The organism is Lactobacillus sp. UMNPBX1 (assembly GCF_002554085.1).
In the GTDB taxonomy this organism is placed as follows: domain Bacteria; phylum Bacillota; class Bacilli; order Lactobacillales; family Lactobacillaceae; genus Lactobacillus; species Lactobacillus crispatus.
The window spans coordinates 46,277-66,972 of sequence record NZ_PCZI01000004.1; the positions used below are offsets into that span (position 1 = coordinate 46,277).

General features: G+C 38.0%; 17 protein-coding genes and 1 pseudogene. 15 read left to right on the forward strand and 3 right to left on the reverse strand.

Translation table 11 applies throughout. The annotated features are described in order from the left end of the window. Positions 1–8: 8 nt before the first annotated feature. From CP352_RS03755 to CP352_RS03780, 6 genes are all read left to right on the forward strand, one after another. On the forward strand, positions 9–308 hold the full coding sequence (locus tag CP352_RS03755) for a malonate decarboxylase subunit delta (RefSeq protein WP_025005536.1): 300 nt from the start codon (positions 9–11) through the stop codon (positions 306–308). After that, positions 298–1,965 carry a biotin-independent malonate decarboxylase subunit beta gene (gene mdcD / locus CP352_RS03760; RefSeq protein ID WP_089143105.1) on the forward strand — a complete coding sequence of 556 codons (1,668 nt, stop codon included), beginning with the start codon at positions 298–300 and terminating at the stop codon, positions 1,963–1,965. The genes CP352_RS03755 and mdcD overlap by 11 nt, the downstream gene beginning before the upstream one ends. After that, entirely contained in the window at positions 1,953–2,615 is a 663-nt protein-coding gene (locus CP352_RS03765) for a malonate decarboxylase holo-ACP synthase (RefSeq protein WP_089143106.1), read from the forward strand. The genes mdcD and CP352_RS03765 overlap by 13 nt, the downstream gene beginning before the upstream one ends. Position 2,616: 1 nt before the next feature. Continuing rightward, positions 2,617–3,414, forward strand: a complete 798-nt coding sequence (locus CP352_RS03770; protein ID WP_089143107.1) for an alpha/beta fold hydrolase — start codon at positions 2,617–2,619, stop codon at positions 3,412–3,414. 10 nt (positions 3,415–3,424) lie between these two features. Beyond that, on the forward strand, positions 3,425–4,243 hold the full coding sequence (locus CP352_RS03775; protein WP_089143108.1) for a triphosphoribosyl-dephospho-CoA synthase: 819 nt from the start codon (positions 3,425–3,427) through the stop codon (positions 4,241–4,243). Between the two features lie 89 nt (positions 4,244–4,332). Beyond that, the gene (locus CP352_RS03780; RefSeq protein ID WP_013086716.1) at positions 4,333–4,662 is read left to right on the forward strand and encodes a hypothetical protein; all 330 of its coding nucleotides are present in this window, start codon (positions 4,333–4,335) and stop codon (positions 4,660–4,662) included. A 65-nt stretch (positions 4,663–4,727) separates the two neighbouring features. Here CP352_RS03780 and CP352_RS03785 read toward each other — a convergent pair whose 3' ends face one another. Continuing rightward, positions 4,728–6,155 (reverse strand): 6-phospho-beta-glucosidase, encoded by a 1,428-nt coding sequence (locus tag CP352_RS03785; protein ID WP_098034868.1) that lies wholly within the window; start codon positions 6,153–6,155, stop codon positions 4,728–4,730. Between the two features lie 260 nt (positions 6,156–6,415). Between CP352_RS03785 and CP352_RS03790 the strand changes: the two are divergent. Further along, positions 6,416–7,718, forward strand: a pseudogene (locus CP352_RS03790) (PTS sugar transporter subunit IIC). A 90-nt stretch (positions 7,719–7,808) separates the two neighbouring features. On the opposite strand, the gene CP352_RS03795 reads toward CP352_RS03790, so the two are convergent. Then, positions 7,809–8,561, reverse strand: a complete 753-nt coding sequence (locus CP352_RS03795) for an MIP/aquaporin family protein (RefSeq protein WP_089143110.1) — start codon at positions 8,559–8,561, stop codon at positions 7,809–7,811. A gap of 431 nt (positions 8,562–8,992) precedes the next feature. Between CP352_RS03795 and CP352_RS03800 the strand changes: the two genes are divergently transcribed. Continuing rightward, on the forward strand, positions 8,993–9,598 hold the full coding sequence (locus CP352_RS03800) for a histidine phosphatase family protein (RefSeq protein WP_061204939.1): 606 nt from the start codon (positions 8,993–8,995) through the stop codon (positions 9,596–9,598). Between the two features lie 16 nt (positions 9,599–9,614). After that, entirely contained in the window at positions 9,615–11,987 is a 2,373-nt protein-coding gene (gene ppsA, locus CP352_RS03805) for a phosphoenolpyruvate synthase (RefSeq protein ID WP_089143111.1), read from the forward strand. Between the two features lie 54 nt (positions 11,988–12,041). Here ppsA and CP352_RS03810 read toward each other — a convergent pair whose 3' ends face one another. Next, positions 12,042–12,899: an RluA family pseudouridine synthase gene (locus CP352_RS03810; protein ID WP_005718094.1), complete on the reverse strand. Its 858-nt coding sequence runs from the start codon at positions 12,897–12,899 to the stop codon at positions 12,042–12,044. 87 nt (positions 12,900–12,986) lie between these two features. Between CP352_RS03810 and CP352_RS03815 the strand changes: the two genes are divergently transcribed. The 6 genes from CP352_RS03815 to CP352_RS03840 all read left to right on the forward strand — a co-directional run bounded on the left by CP352_RS03815 (position 12,987) and on the right by CP352_RS03840 (position 20,685). Then, on the forward strand, positions 12,987–15,044 hold the full coding sequence (locus CP352_RS03815) for a PBP1A family penicillin-binding protein (protein ID WP_057726724.1): 2,058 nt from the start codon (positions 12,987–12,989) through the stop codon (positions 15,042–15,044). A gap of 16 nt (positions 15,045–15,060) precedes the next feature. Further along, the gene (locus tag CP352_RS03820) at positions 15,061–15,411 is read left to right on the forward strand and encodes a YlbF family regulator (protein WP_005718098.1); all 351 of its coding nucleotides are present in this window, start codon (positions 15,061–15,063) and stop codon (positions 15,409–15,411) included. Positions 15,412–15,419: 8 nt separating this feature from the next. After that, complete coding sequence (locus CP352_RS03825) at positions 15,420–16,637, forward strand: DNA repair exonuclease (RefSeq protein ID WP_005725613.1); 1,218 nt, start codon at positions 15,420–15,422, stop codon at positions 16,635–16,637. Further along, positions 16,618–19,113, forward strand: a complete 2,496-nt coding sequence (locus tag CP352_RS03830) for an AAA family ATPase (RefSeq protein WP_089143112.1) — start codon at positions 16,618–16,620, stop codon at positions 19,111–19,113. The genes CP352_RS03825 and CP352_RS03830 overlap by 20 nt, the downstream gene beginning before the upstream one ends. Next, positions 19,106–20,083, forward strand: coding sequence for a 3'-5' exoribonuclease YhaM family protein (locus CP352_RS03835; protein ID WP_013086708.1), 978 nt, complete (start codon positions 19,106–19,108; stop codon positions 20,081–20,083). The genes CP352_RS03830 and CP352_RS03835 overlap by 8 nt, the downstream gene beginning before the upstream one ends. A 116-nt stretch (positions 20,084–20,199) precedes the next feature. After that, a complete protein-coding gene (locus CP352_RS03840; RefSeq protein ID WP_060462899.1) occupies positions 20,200–20,685 on the forward strand; it encodes a hypothetical protein in 486 nt (161 codons plus the stop codon). The last annotated feature ends 11 nt before the right edge of the window (positions 20,686–20,696 follow it).

Here is a 20,696-nt window from a genome sequence, read left to right on the forward strand (position 1 = left end):
GAAGAATAATGGAAAAATTACACTTTGAATATCAAAATTCTACACCCGTAAAGAAATTTGCCCACGTTGGTGTGGTAGCCTCCGGTGACTTAGAAATCTTGGTTTACCCAGCAGATGGGGAAAAGACAACATTAGATATCACTACTGGTAGCGATGGCTTTGAAAAAGTTTGGCAAAATGTGCTCGATCGTTTCTTTGCTCGTTATCCATTAAACGGTAAGTTTATTGTTCACGATTTTGGTGCAACCCCTGGTGTTGTTAACTTGCGTTTGACTCAAGCAATGGAGGCTTTGAAAGATGAAAAATAGTTTTGTTGAATTAAATGGTCGTCAGCGTGCATTTGCATTAGTTGATGAAAACTCTGGTCGCGAATTAGTTGGTCCAGAATATGATATGATTTCGCCTCACCTTGAGCCACAGAAGATTGTGCCCGAAAGTGATGATGGGGTTATCTTAGTTAAAGGTACCTTGAATGGCAAAAATGTTGTCGTGATTTCCATTGAAGGTAAATTCCAAGGTGGTGGTATTGGTGAAGTTTCCGGTGCCAAGATCGTTGCTGCTTTAGAAGAAGCCTTAGATGACAATAAGAATGGTAAGACTATCTATCCAATCATTATTTTGGATACTGGTGGTGTACGTCTTCAAGAAGCAAATTATGGCCTTTTGTCAATTTCTGAAATTCAAAATTCAGTTATCGCGTTGAAGAAATATGTTCCTGTAATTGGTTTGGTGCCGGGTAGAGTTGGTAGTTTTGGTGGTATGTCAATCACTAGTGCTGTTTTGTCATACCTAATTACTACCAAGAAGGCTAGAGTTGCCTTGAACGGACCGGAAGTTATCGAACAAGAAGCAGGCGTACGTGAATTTGACTCTAGCGATAAGGACTTAATTTGGAATACTTTGGGTACTCGTCAAAGAGTTAAGACTGGCATTGCTGATGAATTAGTTGAAGATGATGTTGAAACTATTAAGAATGCGATTTCTGAAGCAATCGATCAAAAGAAGGATGCTCACAGAACTGATAAGGCTGATTTCTATTTAACTTTGCTTGATAAGATCGATTTTTCAAAGCCATTAACTACTGAAGAATATCGCAAGATTTTCAACGAAACAAAAGCTGAAAAGCATGAAATTCCAAGTGCTGTATCTAGCAATACACCAGGTGATAAGAGCCGCGGTCGTTTATGGTTTGAAAAATTAACTGGCATTAAAAATGCTAAGTCAGAATATCCAACAGTTTTAGCAGCTGAAGTTGATGGCAAAGAATATATTGCTATCGTGCCAGACAAGAATAATCGCTTCCCACGCGTACGTAATGGTGAAGTGGGCTTGCAAGAAGGATTTGTCATTTCTAAGATCGTTAATAAGATTGTTGAAGAAGACAAGGATAAAGAGGTTAAGCGTCCAATCATTTTGATTGTAGATGTACCAAGTCAGGCTTATGGTTACAAAGAAGAATTAATTGGAATTCACATTGGATTAGCTTCTAGTGCTGCTGCTTATGCTAAGGCTCGTCAAGCTGGCCACCCAGTAATTGACTTTATTCCTGGGGATGCTGTTTCAGGTGGTTTCTTAGCTCATGGTTTGCAATCTAACCGCATGATCGCCTTAGCTGATAAGTCAATCACTATTCAAGCGATGTCTAAGGCATCTGCTGCTAGAATTACCCAAAGAACTATTGCCGAACTTGAAGAAGCTACTAAACATGTTCCTGCAATGGCTTACGATATCTTCAATTATGAAAAATTGGGTGCTTTATACAAGCTAGTGCATGATGTTTCATCTTGGGATGCCAACGATGATGCAGTTAAGGAAGTTCATGAATTAATCGATGAAGCTATTGCAAGTACAAAGGATCAACCAACTGACTTGCGCTTCCGTTATGAGACTCCAATTGCAATTGAAAGTGGACGCAAAGCTACAATTAAGATGCGCGAAATGGTTGATGATCAATGGGAAAAATAACTAATATTTGGCCGCATGATTTATTAACGTTTACCAATGATGACGACTTAATATTAGAAGAGAATCCTTTACCTGAATGGGCAAAGGATTCTTTGTCTAAGGCTAAAATCGTAGTGGTCAGACGTGGTCAATTCAAAAATGGTTTAATTCCGGTAGGCTTGCGCGGTTACGAGCGTAATCAACGCTTGGCTGGCTATTTAAAAAAGTCTAGTATAGTTAAGCAGTATCATCCAGATTATTTTATTAAGCATGAGTCTTGGTGTGATTTGCCAATTGAAAGGCAAAAATTAATTGCTTTTCAAGCACTGGTTAAGATTGCACCACTTTTAACTGATTATCAGTGGGGAATTAGTGGTTCACTTGCTTATGAAATGGCAACTGGTGTAAAGATGGTCAAAGAAAGTCCAGAGCATACTAGTGATTTAGACTTGATTATGCCCGATTTACCTAAAATGAACGTAGCTGAAGCAAGAAAATTTTTAGCTAGATTAAATCAATTTGGCACGCACGCGGATGTACAAGTAGTTTATGGTGAGAATGGCTTTTCTTTGGAAGAATATGCATTGGAACGTGATCAGCAGATTTTAATTAAAACTGCCACTGGTCCAATTTTAAGTGAAAATCCATGGCAGGCAATTAAAGAGGGATGAAATGGATTTTGTAACTAATGATGGAATTAAAATTAATTACCAGATAAAAGGTAATGGCAAACCAATTATTTTTGTTGCTGGCTTTGGCGGTTATCAAGAAGTATGGACTATGCAGGTTGACTATTTTACTAAAATGGGATATCAGGTGATCACATACGATCATCGCAATTTTGGTCGGAGTCAAAGAACAAAAAATGATCATACTTTACAACGTCTAACTGATGATTTGATTGAATTGGTACAATGTTTAGGCATAAAACAAGCTGTGTTTGTCGGTCATTCAATGGGTGGCAGTTTACTTTTTAATTTGATTAAAACCGAACCAGATTTAGTTAAACTGGCGGTTATCGTAGACCAAACGCCTTTTATGTTGAATACTTCGGATTGGTCATATGGTTTTATGAACTATACGTTAAGTAACTATGTAAGAGAAGCTAAAATGGTTCCTGCTGTGCATGAGACTTTGCACGGTATAGATAATCGAGTAGCGATGAAACTGAATAATGCTAGAATAGATCACCCTTTTAGTAGATCTGATAATTTTGATTTGTTGTGTGAGCATATTGCCCATGATTGGCGTGGGGTGGTCAAAGATAGCCAAGTACCTATCGATGTAATTGCGGCCGTTCAAGGTCCATATTATAATTTTCTTTTTGCAAAATGGATGACTACACAAAATGATCGCGTAAATATGGCTTTGGTTGATAATTGTGGACATGATATCATGGCAGAGGTACCAGATCGTTTTAATCAGATTTTGCGGCACTTTTTGTTAAAAAATCGATACTTGAGTAATTAGAAAGAGACAAATGGCAATAGAAGAGATCGCTCAAAATGCATTAAAAGCATTACTTTATGAAGTAGTTACTAATCCTAAGCCTGGCTTGGTTGATCCAGCTGATGTGGGTTCTCATCCCGATATGAACGTCTATATGTTCATTGATAGTAGCTTAAGTTTGGAAAAATATTTTGTTCAAGCCGCTGAGATTGGTTTTAACTTTACTGGACAAGATTTAAGACAGATGTTTGAACTGCTGCGACAAGCTGGGATTAAGGCAGAGAAGGCAATGCTTGCCGCTACGAATAATGTGAATACGCATAAAGGGGCAGTTTTTTCATTAGGTTTATTCGTCTGTGCATGTGCATATTGTCAAAAACATGGCGGTAATGAGTTTGAAGTAATTCAGATGATGACTAGGGGCTTAGTTAAGCATGATTTGGGAGAGAAGAGTGAGACTGCTGGCGAAAGACAATTTTTGCAATATGGCAAAGGCGGCGTTAGAGCAGAAGCAGAGGCAGGCTACCCTTTGGTGAGAAGTGTCGCATTGCCATTTCTAGCACAGACAAGTGGCGACTTGAATACGCGCTTGCTTGATACCTTGATGAAGATTGCTAGTGAGATTGAAGATTCTAATTTGATTAAAAGAGCTGGCAATGTTGAAGTAATTGATTGGGCGCATAAGCAGGCGCAGAAATATTTGGCATTGGGTGGCTACGGCAGCCAAGCTGGTAAACAATTCATGTTAGAATTAAATCGGATTTTTAAAGAGAAAAATTATAGTCTTGGCGGCAGTGCAGATTTACTGATTATTACTATTTTTATGGGATTGCAGCGCGGAATAATATAAATTGAAAGTCATATTGCTTGGTTATTTTCAAAAAGGACACCATACTGAAAGTGAGAAAAATGATTTTTCACGAAAGGATGGGAAATGCAATGGACGATTATGTAATTGATTTTGATTCCTTGAATTACTTAAGACCAGAAACTTTGGCCATCATGAAGCTCTTGGTAAAGAAATACAATGAAAGCAAAGATGATGATGTTTTACAAGATGGAGTAGTAGTTAGCTTTGATGAATTAGCAAAAGCAGCCAAAATTCCAGTTGATAAGTTACCCGATGAAGTCTTTAAAGATCTAGATGCCGAAAGAAATCAGTTTGATGAGGAAAAGAGAGGCTATGAACCATTAGTCGCTAGTTGTTTAGCTGATGAAGAAGATCGTGAATTTAGAATTATCATTAACCACCGCTTGTTTGAATTTTAAAATAATATCAAAAAAGATCGATGATCAACGTTTTTTAACGAAGATCATCGATCTTTTATTTTTCATTAATCTAAATCCGCACCATTTGAGGCAATTACTTTTTTATACCAGTAAAAAGAATCCTTAGGGTAGCGCTTGAAGCTGCCTTTACCATAATCATCTTCATCAACGTAGATAAAGCCATAGCGTTTCTTCATTTCACCGGTACTTGCACTAACCAAATCAATGCATCCCCATGGCAAATAGCCGATTAAGTCAACACCATCATCAATGACTGCTTTTTCCATCTGCTTAATATGGTCACGGAAGTACTGAACACGGTAATCATCGTGAATTTGATGATCAGCGGTCATTTTATCGTAAGCACCAAGTCCGTTTTCTACGATAAACAATGGTTTATGCCAGCGGGTAGTCATCCAGTTCATTGCATAGCGCAAACCAACTGGATCAATTGCCCAATCCCAATCGTTGGTCTTGATATATGGGTTGGAAACTAAATCTTGATATTCACGATAATCCATGTGATCAGTGTATTTGGCAGTGAAAGACATGTAATAGGAGAATGCAATATAATCAACCGTACCATTCTTTAGTATTTGCAAATCTTTTTTAGTAATATCCAAGTGATACTCTTTTCGATCAAAGTAAACTTTTAACCAATTTGGATATTCACCGTTAACATGCACATCGCCAAAGTAAAGACGTGAATCCATTGCACGCTGAGCAAAAAGAATATCTTCGGGTTTAGATGAAGCAGGGTAAATAGGGCAAAAGGCCAACATACAGCCAATTTGTAATGATGGATCAATAGCGTGTCCGATTTGAACGGCTTCGGCACTAGCAACTAATTCATAGTGGGCTGCTTGATACATCATCTTTTCTTTGTCGTCACCTTTTTTGAAAAGCAGACCAGAATTTTTTAACACATTGCTGATATCTTCGTAATTAGCTTGGTTGTTAATTTCGTTAAAGGTCATCCAGTACTTAACTTTGTTGTGATATCTTTCAAAACACACATGAGCAAAGCGAGTGAAGAAATCAATTAAGTTGCGGTTAGACCAGCCACCGTATTCAGTTACCAAGTGATATGGCATCTCGAAGTGAGAAAGAGTGACGACGGGTTGGATACCATATTTTAACAATTCATCAAAAAGATTATCGTAGAATTTAAGTCCTGCTTCGTTAGGTGCATCTTCATCGCCATTTGGAAAAATTCGCGTCCATGCAATTGAAGTACGAAAGGCTTTAAAACCCATCTCTGCCATCAGTTTAATATCTTCCTTGTAGTGGTGATAAAAATCGATTCCGACATGGTTAGGATAGTATTTGTCCTTTTCGATAGTCTTTGTAATTTCACGGGGATGCTCACGATCTCCTAAGGTCATAATATCGGCGATAGAGATTCCTTTTTCGCCTTCTTGATATGCGCCTTCAAGTTGGTGGGCAGCAACGGCGCCACCCCATAAAAAATTCTTATCTAAAGTTCTAGTCATAAAAAACTCCTTTGATTCATTGCTTACTTGCATTATATGAAATCATTTGCAAGTAAGTAAGAGAAGATGGGAGTTTTGGTATGGTTCGAAGATTTTGGAATAATAATTTATTTTTGGAACAAGGTGTTCCAGATATAAAATGCATGTCAATACAATAGAATTTTACCTAATACCGTGATAACTATCGAGTTGAAAAAAGCGGTTGCATACAATACAGAAGTGTAAGGAATAAGAAGAGTTAAGAAGAGAGAGGAGTTATCATGGGGAAATTCTTCAATAAATATATATTGCCCCCAGTAATGAAGTTTGTTAATACTAAACCAATGCTCTCATTAAGAGATGGGATGGTATTATCATTGCCATTCATTATGATTGGGTCAGTATTCTTGTTATTAGCTTCATTTCCATTACCAGCTGTTGCCAACTGGATGAATGAAAATGGCTTAACTCAGTTTTGGAGTCAAGCATACAACTGTACTTTTGGTATCGGTTCTGTTTTTAGTGTTATCGGTATTGCTTACACTTGGGCAAAGAAAGATGGGATAGATCCAATTCCAGCTGGTATTACTTCATTTGTTGGTTTTTTTGATTATTATGAGTCCAACCACGGCAGTTATGCAGGGAACAAAGACTGTTATTTCTGCTAAGCAAGCTCCAGTTTTATTGTCAGCTAATTATATTGACCGTACTTGGTTAGGTGGTCAAGGAACGATTGCAGCAATTATTGTAGGTTTAATTACTGGTTGGATTTACTGCTGGTTTGTTAAGAAAAAGATCACTATTAAATTACCAGAACAAGTTCCACCTGCAGTTGCAAGCTCCTTTGTTGCATTGATTCCGGCTTCCGCATTAACAGTTATGTGGCTACTTGTATACATGTTCTTTGCAAAGTTCATGGGTACTTCAATGACTCAATGGATTTATTATACAATTCAGATTCCATTACAAGGTTTGTCTGATACCTTTGGTGGTATTATGCTAGTGGCATTCTTAATTCCATTCTTTTGGATTTTTGGTGTTCATGGTTCCAACTTGGTAGGTGGTATCGTAGGTTCAATCTTCGGTGCCAATACTCTACAAAATGCTAATATCTTTAAGGAATATGGGTATGTAACTGCTGCTCATGGCGGTCATATAGTTGTTTCAGGATTGATTGATCAATTCATTAATGTCACTGGTGCCGGAATTACTATTGGGTTAGTGGTATTCATGACATTCTTTGCTAAATCCAAGCAATTAAAGAGTGTAGGTAAATTGACCATTGTACCTGGTATCTTTAATATTAATGAACCTGTCCTCTTTGGTTTGCCAGTTGTTATGAACCCAATGTTAGCTGTACCATTTATGATTATGCCAGCTATTTCTGCAGGCTGTACTTATTGGTTAATTAAATTAGGTGTCTTGCCATATTTGAACGGGATGCAGGTCCCATGGACTACGCCACCAGTTATTTCTGGTTTTATTATTGGTGGTTGGAAAGTTGCCATTTGGCAAGCAATAGTATTGGTAATTAGTTTCTTTGTATATTTACCATTTATTAAGAGATATGACAATATGTTGTAGCAACAAGAACAGGCTAAAGCGACTAAAGAAGCTAAATAAAAAGATCGATGATCACCGTTTTTTAACGAAGATCATCGATCTTTTGTTTTTCTATAATCCAAATGCAATCTTGTATAACAATGCACCGCAGATACCACCAGCAATTGGAGCAACTACTGGTACCCAACCGTAGTCCCAGTGAGCAGAACCCTTATGAGGCAATGGGCAAAGTGCATAGACAATTCGTGGACCTAAGTCTCTTGCAGGGTTTAATGCAGGACCTGTAGGACCACCAACAGCCATAACCAATGCGGTGATTAAGAAACCAACACCTATGTTGGCAATATCTTCTGATTGCTTGAAGAACATGCCACGGTATAAACCAACGGCTACAAACAAAAGAATTGCTGTACCAACAAATTCAGTGATAAAACCGTTTAACTTACTGTTGGCAGTATCACCAGTCGCAAAGCTGGCAAAAACAGCGTCATCACTAGTAGTTCTCTTAATGTATGGCCAGTAAACAGCCACTAATATAAGTTGACCTACGATTGCACCAAGCATTTGAACCAAGATATATGGTAGAACTTGATCCCAAGGGAATGCACCGGCGCAAGCCTGAGCTAAGGTAACAGCAGGGTTTAAGTGGTTCCCTGAAATTGAACCAAAGAGCATGGCTGGGAGCATTACTCCAAACCCAAAACCGAAGGCGATCAAGAGCCACCCACCATTGGCTTGACCGTCACGGCTATTACCACCGGTATCACGTAGTACAGAATTGGCAACTGATCCGTTACCTAAAACAACTAAAATAATCGTACCGAAGAATTCGGCAAAATACTTCATTAACCAAGTATGTTCCATAATAGATACTTTCTTCTCCTCTAGTAGAAAAAATAAGTGAAAAATAGTACAACCACAAATTATACTCTTAACTCGAAAAATAGATATAGTTTTTTGTAAAAAAGCAAGAAAATAGCATTAAAAAACACTAACTTTTAAATAGTTTTAAATTAATTAAAAAGATTTACTATTTGGTTGCAATCATCACAATTTTCTAATTATCCAGCAACTCAATAAATTAGACCGTTCCAAATATGAACATTATTTAACAAGCCCTAGATAATGCCAAATCTACTTTTGACAAATAAATGCATAATCATTATATTAATTTCACAAATTTGGTATATAGCTTTATATATACTTAATATATAACTTTAAGCGCTATCAAAATATTGTGGTATTATACAGTTGTTCACAATTAATATGCATAAAAGGAAAGAGAGTAGCAGTTAATGAGAACAATATATTTGGTGCGACATGGGCAAACTTTGTTCAATGTGCATCATAAAATACAAGGTACTTGTGATTCTCCTCTGACGGAATTAGGGAAAGCGCAGGCGACAGCGGTGCGGAAATATTTTTTGCAAAAAGAAATTAGTTTTGATGCCGCATTTTGCTCAAAGCAGGAAAGGGCAAGCGATACTTTAGAAATTATAACTGATAATCAATTGTCTTATACGCGACTGCGTGACCTGCATGAAAAATCTCATGGTGAATATGAAGGACAAGATGAATTCATGTTGCCATGGCGACGTGGCTTTAGCCGTATTAATGCCGCAATGGAGCCGGATCAACATGTTGAAGAAAGAATGGAACGAGCGATCACTAAAATCATTGATTCAACCCATGCCAACGATACAATTTTGATTGTTGGACATGGGACGGCTTTAAGGTTATTTACGCAGCGAGTAAATCCAACTTTTAAAGAATATGATAATTGCGGGATAGTAAAAATGTCTGCTGTTGATAATAACTTGAAATATTTAAGTTATGTAGCACCCGCTAAAGATGTGGTTTTAAATAAAGCAGCTAAAAATGAAATGTTAGTTGTGCGTTAACGAAAAGAGAACAAGCATGAATAGAGATAATTATATTTTGTGGTTTGATCAATTGCATCGCGATGATGTTGATTTAGTCGGTGGTAAGTCATCCTCATTAGGTGAGCTGACTTCTGAAACGAGTGTCCCGGTTCCGTATGGTTTTGCGACTACTGCCATAGCTTACCGCCACTTTATGAATTATTCTGATTTAAATCAAAAAATTGATAAATTATTGGCCACTTTAACTGATCCAGAAGATTCTGAGCAATTGCATCGAATTTGCACCAAAATTAGAAAATTAATTATAGAAGCGCCGATGCCAAATGATTTAGCCTTAGAAATTAGCTGTGCTTACGATAGCTTAGCCCAAAAGATGCACCAAAATGAGCCATTCGTTGCTGTACGTTCTAGTGCAACTGCCGAAGACCTGCCTGATGCTAGTTTTGCTGGCGAACAAGATACTTATTTAAATATTCATGGTCGTGAGAATGTTTTGAAAAAGGTGCAAGAATGTTACGCTTCTCTTTTCACCGACCGGGCAACTTATTACCGAATTAAACAAAACTTTCCACAAGAAAAAGTTGCTTTATCAGCTGCGATTCAAATGATGGCCTTTTCTAAAGCAGCTGGTGTGATGTTTACGGTCAATGTAGCAACTGGTGATGACACTAAGGTTATGATTGAGGCCTCTTGGGGACTAGGCGAATACGTGGTGTCTGGAACTGTTACACCTGATAACTATGTAGTTGATAAAAATACGATGAAGATTGTACACAAAATGGTGACTAAAAAGCCAATTGAGTTGATCAGATTGCCATCGGGAGGAACAATTGAACAAAAGGTAGCACCAGATCAAGTGAATGAGCCTGCTTTGACTGATGCACAAATCATTGAATTAGCTGGTTATGCTAAAGAAATTGAAAAACATTATGGCTGCTACATGGATATGGAGTGGTCACTTGATCAAAATGATAAGTTGTGGTTAGTTCAAGCACGCCCAGAAACTGTTTGGTCACAAAAGAAAAAGCAGGAGAAAACCGATGCACCACAAGAAGCAACTACAGAACACCGAGTATTGTTAAAAGGCTTGCCAGCTTCACCTGGTTTTGTCTCAGGCAAGGTACATATTATTGATGATCCAAAAGATATCAATGAATTTAAGCAGGGCGAGGTTTTGGTCACTCTAATGACGTCGCCTGATTGGGTGCCAGCAATGAAAAAGGCGGCCGCAATTATTACCAATAATGGTGGAATGACCTGTCATGCTGCAATTGTATCACGTGAAATGCAGATACCTTGTTTAGTTGGAACAACTAGCCGTGGACAAGCTGCTACGAAAACTTTGAAAAACGGCGAGACTGTCACCGTCGATGCTAAAAATGGTGTAGTTTATGCTGGAGTTGTTAAAGACGCGGTTAAAAAAGTCGATGAAAAGCCAGCTGAGCCTGCTGCAGTTGAATATTTCCCACCAACTGCAACCAGAGTCATGATGAACTTAGGAGATCCTGATCTTGCTGAAAAATATGCATCTTTGCCAGCTGATGGGATTGGTTTAATGCGCGAAGAATTTTTATGGACGACTTATATTCACCAGCATCCCCTTTATTTGATTGAAACTGGTCATCCAGAGAGGGTAGTTAACGAGCTAGCTAATGGAATCGGTAAAGTCGCGCGGGCAATGGCACCACGGCCAGTAGTTTTACGTTTTTCAGACTTTAAGTCTGGCGAATATCGCAACTTAAAGGGCGGCGACAAATATGAGCCGCATGAACCAGCAGACCTATTAGGCTGGCGCGGTGCTTCTAGATATTATGATCCAAAATATATTAATGCTTTTAAATTGGAACTTGAAGCGGTAAAAAAGGTGCGCGATGAGTTCGGATTAAAGAATTTACATGTGATGATTCCATTTTGCCGAACAGTGGATGAAGCGCGCAAAGTGACGGAAATCATGCGGACACAAGGTTTAGTTAGAAGCGCAGACTTCAAGGTTTACATGATGGCTGAAATTCCAGCTAATATTATTTTGGCGGACCAGTTCAATCAATTTATTGATGGTTATTCAATTGGTTCAAATGACCTAACGATGCTTTTACTGGGGTGCGATCGGAATAATGATGTGATTGCTGATCTTTTTGATGAAAGAAATCTTGCCGTCAAAAGGGCGATTAGACACTTGATAAAGGTTGCTCATCAAGATGGTAAGACGGTTTCGATTTGTGGTCAAGCACCATCAGAATATCCAGAATTTACTGAATTTTTAGTCAGAAGTGGCATTGATTTTGTATCAGTTAACCCTGACATGGTGAAGGCGACTAAGCTAAATGTAGCTCATTATGAGCAGAGGATCCTCCTTGATCATGCAACTGGCTTAGGTAAAAAGGATCCAAATGAATATAATTGGTAAAATTTATAATTTGATGAAAAGTCTTTGATTGCAGTATTGCAGTCAAAGGCTTTTTTAGAGTTCAATTTTGTTTTTGGGCAATTTTACATTTAATTTAGTAAAAGAGTAAGGTTGAACTAATGAAATTTCGTAAGCATCTAGGGCTAATCTCTCACTGGCAAAATCAGGGTTATATAAAGGATCGCCTACAATAGGACTTCCTAAAGAGGCAAGGTGAACGCGAATCTGGTGTGTACGACCAGTTTCAAGCGTCAATTTGACAATCGCAGTATTGTCATCATTTTTTTGTAAAACTTGATAATGAGTAACTGCTCTTAATCCAGTAGGATCGATTTTGCGTTTGCGTTGATCAAGTGGATCGTGACCAATTGGGGCATTAATCGTACCTCTTTCAGCTAAGTGATCAGCATTGATAACTTTAGCTAAATAATCGCGGTGAAAAATTTTGCTGGTTAATTCACGATTTAAAATAGGTACAACTGCAGGATTTTTAGCAATTAAAAGTAAACCACCAGTTAACATATCTAATCGATGAACAATATAGGGACTCTGACCAAGATAAGTAGTACAATCGTTCAGAGCAGTATTAGTTTCATTTAGATTAGGGTGCGTTTTTTGCCCTTTTTTCTTATTAATAATTAAAAGATTATCATCTTCATAGATAACATCGGGCATCTTACCGCTTGGTGCATAAGCCTGTTGATCACTTTCAACATGATCCAAGTTAATTTCAATTTTATCACCAGGTAAAATGTTTTGATTAAAATAGCGATAGTTGCCGTTAACTAAAATATTTTGTTCAATTCGCAAAAAATGACGCCACTTGCGAGGGATTAAAAGTTGACGTAGTACTTCATTGACAGATGCCGGAGCAAGATTTTCTGGGTAAAAAAGTGTAAAATGGAAACTCATAATAATTTCTTAAGTCTAATCTAGTTATAAACACGTGTTTTGATAGTATGGTACAATTTTCTTGTTTCTAAAAAGGAGCAATATTTAATGAATAACGACCAACCAAGAAGAGGTGGCTTTAAAGATGCTTGGCATCGATTTGATAGTCGCTTCTTTATCGGACGCTGGATTATTTTAATCCTGCTCACATTGATGCTCTTAACTTGTACCTATTATACAATTAAAGTTAAGACATCAAACATAGCTAATTTGAAGGCCTCGCTTTCAACCACAACTACAATCTATGACTACAAGGGTAAAAAAGCAGGTTCTTTATACTCGCAAAAAGGATCATTTGTGGAATATGACCAGATTTCGCCTAATATTCAAAATGCCGTAATTTCGACTGAAGATCGGACTTTTTGGAAGAACCCAGGTTTTAGTATTAAAGGCATGGCGCGAGCTGCTTTAAGTTTAGTGATTCATCACGGTCAAGTAACTGGTGGTGGTTCGACCTTAACTCAGCAGTTAGCCAAGAACTCGCTTTTGACCCAGCAGCAGACTTTTTCAAGAAAATTGGAAGAACTCTTTTTTGCAATTGAAATTAACCATGTTTACTCCAAAAAAGATATTTTAACGATGTACTTGAATAATGCTTACTTTGGTAACGGAGTTTGGGGCGTGCAAGATGCAAGTCGTCGCTATTTTGGCAAAAACGCAAGTGAACTTAATCCGAGTGAAGCCGCAACTTTAGCTGGAATTTTACGAAATCCTAGTTTTTATAATCCGGTTGATCACATGTCAAATGCTTTAGCAAGACGAAATTTAATCTTAAACTTGATGGTGGATAATAATAAGTTGACAGCGGCTCAAGCTAAAATGTATCAAAAGCAAGGATTAACTTTGCGGAATACTTTTCAAAATAAAAACGGCTATCGCTATCCATACTTCTTTGATGCTGTAGTTGACGAGGCAATCTCTAAATATGGCTTAACTGAAGAACAAGTCATGAATAAGGGGCTTAAAATTTATACTACTTTAAATCAAAATTATCAGGGTAAATTGCAGGATACTTTTGAGCAAAGCTGGCTTTTCCCACAAAATGGTAGTGATGGAACTGAAAGCCAAGGCGCTAGCGTGGCAATGGACCCAAGTACTGGTGCTGTTCGGGCAATCATCGGTGGTCGCGGTAAGCACGTCTTCCGGGGTTACAATCGTGCAACGCAGATGAAGCGGCAGCCAGGGTCATCAATCAAGCCGTTGGCAGTATATGCCCCAGCTTTACAAAATGGCTATCACTATGACTCGCAACTATCGAACAAGTTGCAGAAATTTGGTAAAAATGGCTATGAACCGCATAATGTGGACAATGGCTATTCTAATACAATTCCAATGTATGAAGCTTTAGAACAAAGTAAAAATGTGCCAGCTGTTTGGCTATTGGATAAGATTGGTGTAAGTAAAGGCGTGCAATCTGTTGAAAACTTTGGAATTAAGGTACCAAAGAGTGACCGTAATTTAGCGCTTGCCTTAGGTGGATTATCTTCAGGTGTTTCGCCAATTCAGATGGCACGTGCATATTCAGCTTTTGCCAACAAGGGTAATTTGCCTAATAATTCTTTCTTTATTACCAAAATTACTGATGCTTCGGGTAACGTTTTAGCCGAAAATAATAATCCAAGCAGCCACCGCGTTATTTCTGAAAATACTGCTAAAGAAATGACGACTATGATGCTCGGCGTTTTCACTAATGGTACAGGACGCTCTGCTCAGCCAAATGGCTTCCGTGTAGCTGGGAAGACTGGGTCAACTGAAGTACCTAACTCATATGGATTTGGTACCAAGGACCAGTGGATCGTCGGTTATACGCCTGACATTGTACTTGCTACCTGGGTTGGTTTTGACCACACTAACAAGCAACACTACATGCAGGGCATTTCTGAAACAGGAATTACGCGTTTATATAAGGCTGAGATGGAAGGAATTTTGCCGTACACCGCGCAAACTGAATTCACGGAGAAGGCACCTAACCAGATTGTGAAGAATAATGGTTCTAATGATGACTGGACTAATGGATTAGGTGAAAAAATTCAAGATGGACTCGGTTCTGCAGGACAGAAAATCAATGAATGGTATAATAGCCTTAAAGGCTTATTTGGCCAATAAAATTTAGGAGGACTAGATGGTTAACATTTACGATGCTGCTAACAAGTTAGCAGAAGATTTGACTCAAACTGATCAATACAAGAAGTTGCAAGAAGCAATTAAAGCTGTTGAAGATGATAAGGATGCTTCAGCTTTATTCAAAAAGATGGATGAATTGCAAAATAAGATCATGCAAGCACAACAAGCTGGTCAACCACTTTCAGCTGAAGATCAACAAGCTTACAAGGACTTAAATGATCAAGTTCAAAAGAATGATAAAATTGTTTCGCTTCTTACGAATGAACAGGGTTTGTACGATTTGCTTGGTGAAGTACAAAAAGCTTACACTAAGCCAATTAATGATCTTTATGAAGATCTTAGAAATTAATATTCGCGATGAAATTTATTCACTTTGCGGATGCGCACTTAGATAGTCCATTTCGTGGGCTATCTTTTTTGCCATCTGAGGAATTTAACCATATCTATCAGGCAGCTGATCAGTCGCTAAAAAGAATTGTCGACCTAGCATTAGCTGAAAAAGTTGATTTAGTTTTAATAGCAGGGGATACCTTTGATAGCAGTCAGCCGTCACCACGGGCTCAGTTGTTTTTTGCTGAGCAAGTGAAGAGATTAACTGATGCACAAATTCAGGTAGTGATGATTTTTGGTAATCATGACCACATGAAGCAAGAAGATCTGCTAGTTAGTCCCAGTCCTTACTTTAAATTGTTAGGCAATAATGAAACAGTAGAGCAAGCTACTTTTACTACGGATGCGGGTTTTAACTATGACGTAATCGGCTTTTCATATCTGAATAACCATATCACTGAGGATAAAATCCCAGAATTTCCAGCAAAAGGAAAAAATTATACTTTTGGTTTAATGCATGCTCAAGAGAAATCAGCTACTGCTAGTCAGAATGTGTATGCACCGTTTACAGTTGATGAGTTGCAAAACTTGAATTATGACTATTTTGCTTTGGGTCATATTCATGCGAGAAATAATTTAAGTAGTACGCCGTGGATTGTTTATCCAGGTAACATTCAAGGTCGCCACATTAATGAGATGGGAGCCAAGGGATGCTATCTAGGTGAGATTGATGAAAATAGTGGTAAGACTACTATTGATTTTAAAGAAACAGGGCCAATTTTATGGCAAGGGACAAAAATTAATCTTGAAGGAGCTATCAGTAAAGCTGACTTACAAGCAAAAATTATTGCCAAGCTTGAATCTGGACAAAAAACGTACTTTAGTTTGACGATTGCTGGTGCTCAATATTTGAGTGCCGAAGAACGCGATTTAGTTCAGGATCCTGATTTTTGGCAAACTATTTCTCAATCGCTGCCATTTGCTTCTCAGTTAGTTGATGTGCGCTTTGTTGTGAATACTAGTTTAAAGTTAAATGACAATGACCAACAAGCCTTCCAAGCTGCCAAAGAAGAGTTATTTGCACCAGCTGAATTCAAGCAAATTGTTAGTGACTGGCAAAAAAAGGATCCAGAAGCTGCTAAATTAGCGGCTGATCCAGACTTTATTGCGGCGGTTAAGAATCTAACAGAAGTAAAACTAATGAGTAAATTGAAAGGAATTAAGGATGAGACTGAAACAAATTAAGATTATTAACTTTGGGCAGTTCTCGAATAAAACCTTCGATTTGCCTAGTGATCAAATTAATGTTTTCTTTGGTGCCAATGAAGCTGGTAAAAGTACAACGGTAGCTTTTATTAAACAGATCTTATTTGGCTTTCATTTGAGAAGTAACTCTTCACCGTTTTTTGAAGATTATACGCCGCTAGCTCATGTTAGTCCGATGGGCGGTAATTTAGTTTTTACTGCAGCTGATGGTGAATACGAACTTGAGCGACTCTATGCTAAAGGTGACAAGACTAAAAAGGGAATTTTAACCGTCAAAAAAGATGGTCAAGTTGTACCTGAGAGTGTATTTTTTGATCAGATTCAAAATATTGATGGCTCTTTTTACGCTGATAGTTTTATTTTTAACCAAGAAATGCTGGGTCAGGTTAACAGTTTAAGTCAAGAGGATTTGCTTGAGCGAATTTATTACTTGGGAGCAGCAGATTCTAGCAAGTTGCTGGAAATGCGCGACGATTTTGCCAAAGAAGCAGGTAAGCTTTTTAAAAAGACAGGTAAAAAGCCCGAAGTAAACCGTCTGCTTAAGGAAATGACTGATCAACGTGATAAATTAGCGCAGACTAAAAATGAGTTTAATGATTATGAACAGCTGCACCAAGATTTTGTACAAAAAAGAGCGGCATTAAACAGACAAAAACAAGATCTGGCTGTTTTACAAAAACAAGAACAAGATTTGCATGATTTGCAAAAAGAAATGGGCAATTATCAGACGCTGCTTGATTTGCAAAAACAGGTCAAGGATGTCGACTTTAATGGTCAAAATTATCAAAAAGCCCAAAATATTATGGCTCAGGGACGTAATTTGCAAAAGACGATTCAATCGGTAGAAGCGCAGTTGCAGGGCCTGGGTGAAAACGATCAGTCTGATTTTACGCTAGAGAAGAAGCTAATCCAGCAGAAGCCTCAACTCTTGCAGTGGCAAGCGGAATATCGTAATTGTTTGCAAAAGGCTGACCAATTGAAGCAGGAGAAAGAGCAACTATTAGCTTTGACACCTGAGTTAAAAAATCTACTCAAGTTGACACCAGAGCAAATTGAACAAATGCAGGCAGACTATCAAGCTTTGCCAGGTGCTGTCAATGAGCCTGCTTATGTAACTACTAATGACAAGCTTTGGTATGTTATCGGTGCAGTGTTAGCGGCATTAGGTGTAATTCTTTTGGTAGCGTTGGGTATAGTTGGTGTAATTGCATTAATTACTGGACTAATTTTCCTAGCAGCAGGATACTTAAAAAATAGTAACCAAAATAAGCAAAATGCGGCAGTATTAGAAAAGCAAAAGCTGGTTGCTCAAAAACGCCAAGCTTTCCAAACAAAATATGGATTGAATCCTGATACGCTAAACTTAAATAGCTTACTAACTAATCTGAACCAATATCAAATCAAAAAGAATGCCGCACAGACTAATAATAATCAAGTAACTGTTTTGAATCAGAATGTGGCTCAACTGGCCTCAAGTGTCCAAAATGCATTGAAGCAACCGATTGATAATGACTTTAGTCAAGTTTTGAACGGTTTGGACGAACTTGAGACACAAATTAGTGAAAAACAAGAATTATCTCAAAGAAAGGCAAGCTTAACTGCATCACTAAAGCAGGACAAGCAAGATTTGAAAGAATTGGGTCTGAAATTACAGGCACTTTTTGCCCAAGTTAATGTGGAAAATATGGCAGGTTACGATCAGCTTTATCAAGATTCACTTAATCAGGCTAAACTGAAGACGCAGATTGCGGCCTTGAAGGAATCGTTAGGCGATGATCTTCAACAGCTGCAAACGCAGACAAATTCAACCGAATTAGCAGATAAATTAACGGCTTTGACTGAACAAATTAGTACTAAGAATGCAGAAATTAATGAACTTCAGAGTCAAGTTGCTCAGTTGCAAGTGCAGTTAGACAATTTAGCTGATTCTACTGCGGTGTTTAAGGCTAAGCAGGATCTGGCTAATACAGAAACCAATTTTGTCCAGAGCAGTAAAGAATACTTGGCTAACTTGTTTGCGGCAAGGTGGATCAGTCGCTCGCTTGACTTGGCATCTAATGAACGGTTCCCCAAGATGCTTAAGGCGGCTCAGGAATACTTAGCTTTGCTAACGGGCGGCAGATATGTTGGGATTAATTTAGATAAGAAGCTAACAGTAGTCAGAAGTGATGGTAAAAAGCGCGAAGTAAAATACTTGTCACGGGGGACTGCTGAGCAATTATACTTTGCCTTGAAGTTAGCTTTTATTGAGCAGATCAAGGATGAAATTAATTTGCCAATCTTGATTGATGATTCGTTTGTAAACTTTGATGATCAGCGAGTCAGCTATATCGATCAGTTATTGCAAAAGATTAGCGAAAACAATCAAGTTTTAATTTTCACAGCTCAAAAGAATTTAGTTGATCAGCTTGGGATTGAGCCATTAACTTTTACGAAAGGAACACAGGATGCTTAAGAGATTGTTAGATTACAACGATGGAGAAGAAATGGACATTGTTGTTTTGATTAAAAACTCACAGTTGCGTCATAATAAAAAGAATAAGTTGTTTTTAGCGATGCAATTCAGTGATGGCTCAGGCGAGATTCGCGGTAATTACTGGGATGCTAACAATCAAGATGCAGCAACTTTTTCAACTGGGACAATCGTTGAGTTGAATGGCAAAAGAGAAGAATATCAGGGTCGCCCCCAGATTAGGATCTATTCTCTGCGCGTGGTCGGTCCACAAGAAGGCTATGAATTAGATCAATTTATTAAATCAGCGCCGGAACCAGTTAATGAGATGGAAGCTGAAATTAATAAATTTGTGATGCAGATTGATAATCCTACCTGGACAAAAATTGTGAAGTATTTACTTCAAAAATGGCATGATCGTTTTTATGATCATCCTGCTGGTAAAAGCAACCACCATGCGGTCCGCGGAGGTTTAGCTTTTCATACTTTATCAATGCTTAAGGATGCCAAAGGTTTGGCTGATAATTATGAGCAAGTGAATAGATCGCTACTTTATGCGGGATGCATTTTGCATGATATGGGAAAAGTACTGGAACTTTCAGGTCCTGCCGCAACTCAATACACGACTGAAGGCAATTTGGTTGGGCATCTGGTTTTAATTGATGAACAAATTATGCTGGCCGCTCAGGATATGAAGATGAATCTGGAGTCGGAAGATTTACTCTTATTGCGGCATATGGTGCTTAGTCACCATGGCCGCTTTGAATATGGTTCACCCAAATTGCCGGCATTGCTAGAAGCGGAATTATTGCACCGAATTGATGATTTAGATGCTGCAGTTTATGCAGTAACGAATGCCCTGCAGCATACGCCTAAAGGCGAGTTCACCGAGCCACTACTGAGTCAAGATGGCAAGCGATATTATCGACCGATGCACGATTCAGCGCTAGATAACGCAAAACATTTAGAATAAGAAATAAGCATCACTGCAGTTGATTTGCAGGGATGCTTATTTTGTTGAAAAATTGAACTAGAGTTTTATTATAATTTCATAGTATAATAAATCTAATTTATAGGGGAGTAAAAAGGATGGATATTGCTGAAATTACTAAAATGATTGAGGCGGTTAAACAAATAATAGAAAAGAATGATTACATTGATTTGCCGCTATTTCAGAATTCTAGTCAATTAAGGTTAAAAGGAAATAATTATAATTTTATACTTGATTTGAATAGAAAAGGACATAGACGTCCTAAATGTACTTTTCAATTAAGGGAAAAGAGAAATAAGGAACAGCCATTAGTTAGAGTAGATATTATTGGACGTCCTCATCAAAATCCTGTTGGAGACTTTAAATGGTCAAATAAAGTCATTCCTTGTCCTCATTTGCATAGAGCGGATTTTCCAAAATATGGTACACATGTAGCTGTACCACTTTTGGAAAAGAACGAAAATTTTCAATTGAGTCAGAATGATTTAAATAACTTGTGTGAATGCTTGAAGAAGACATTAAAGTTTTTGAATGTTGATAATATAAATTCATATAATTTTCGAGAACAGGAAAGTTTATTTTAAAGAAAGGGGGG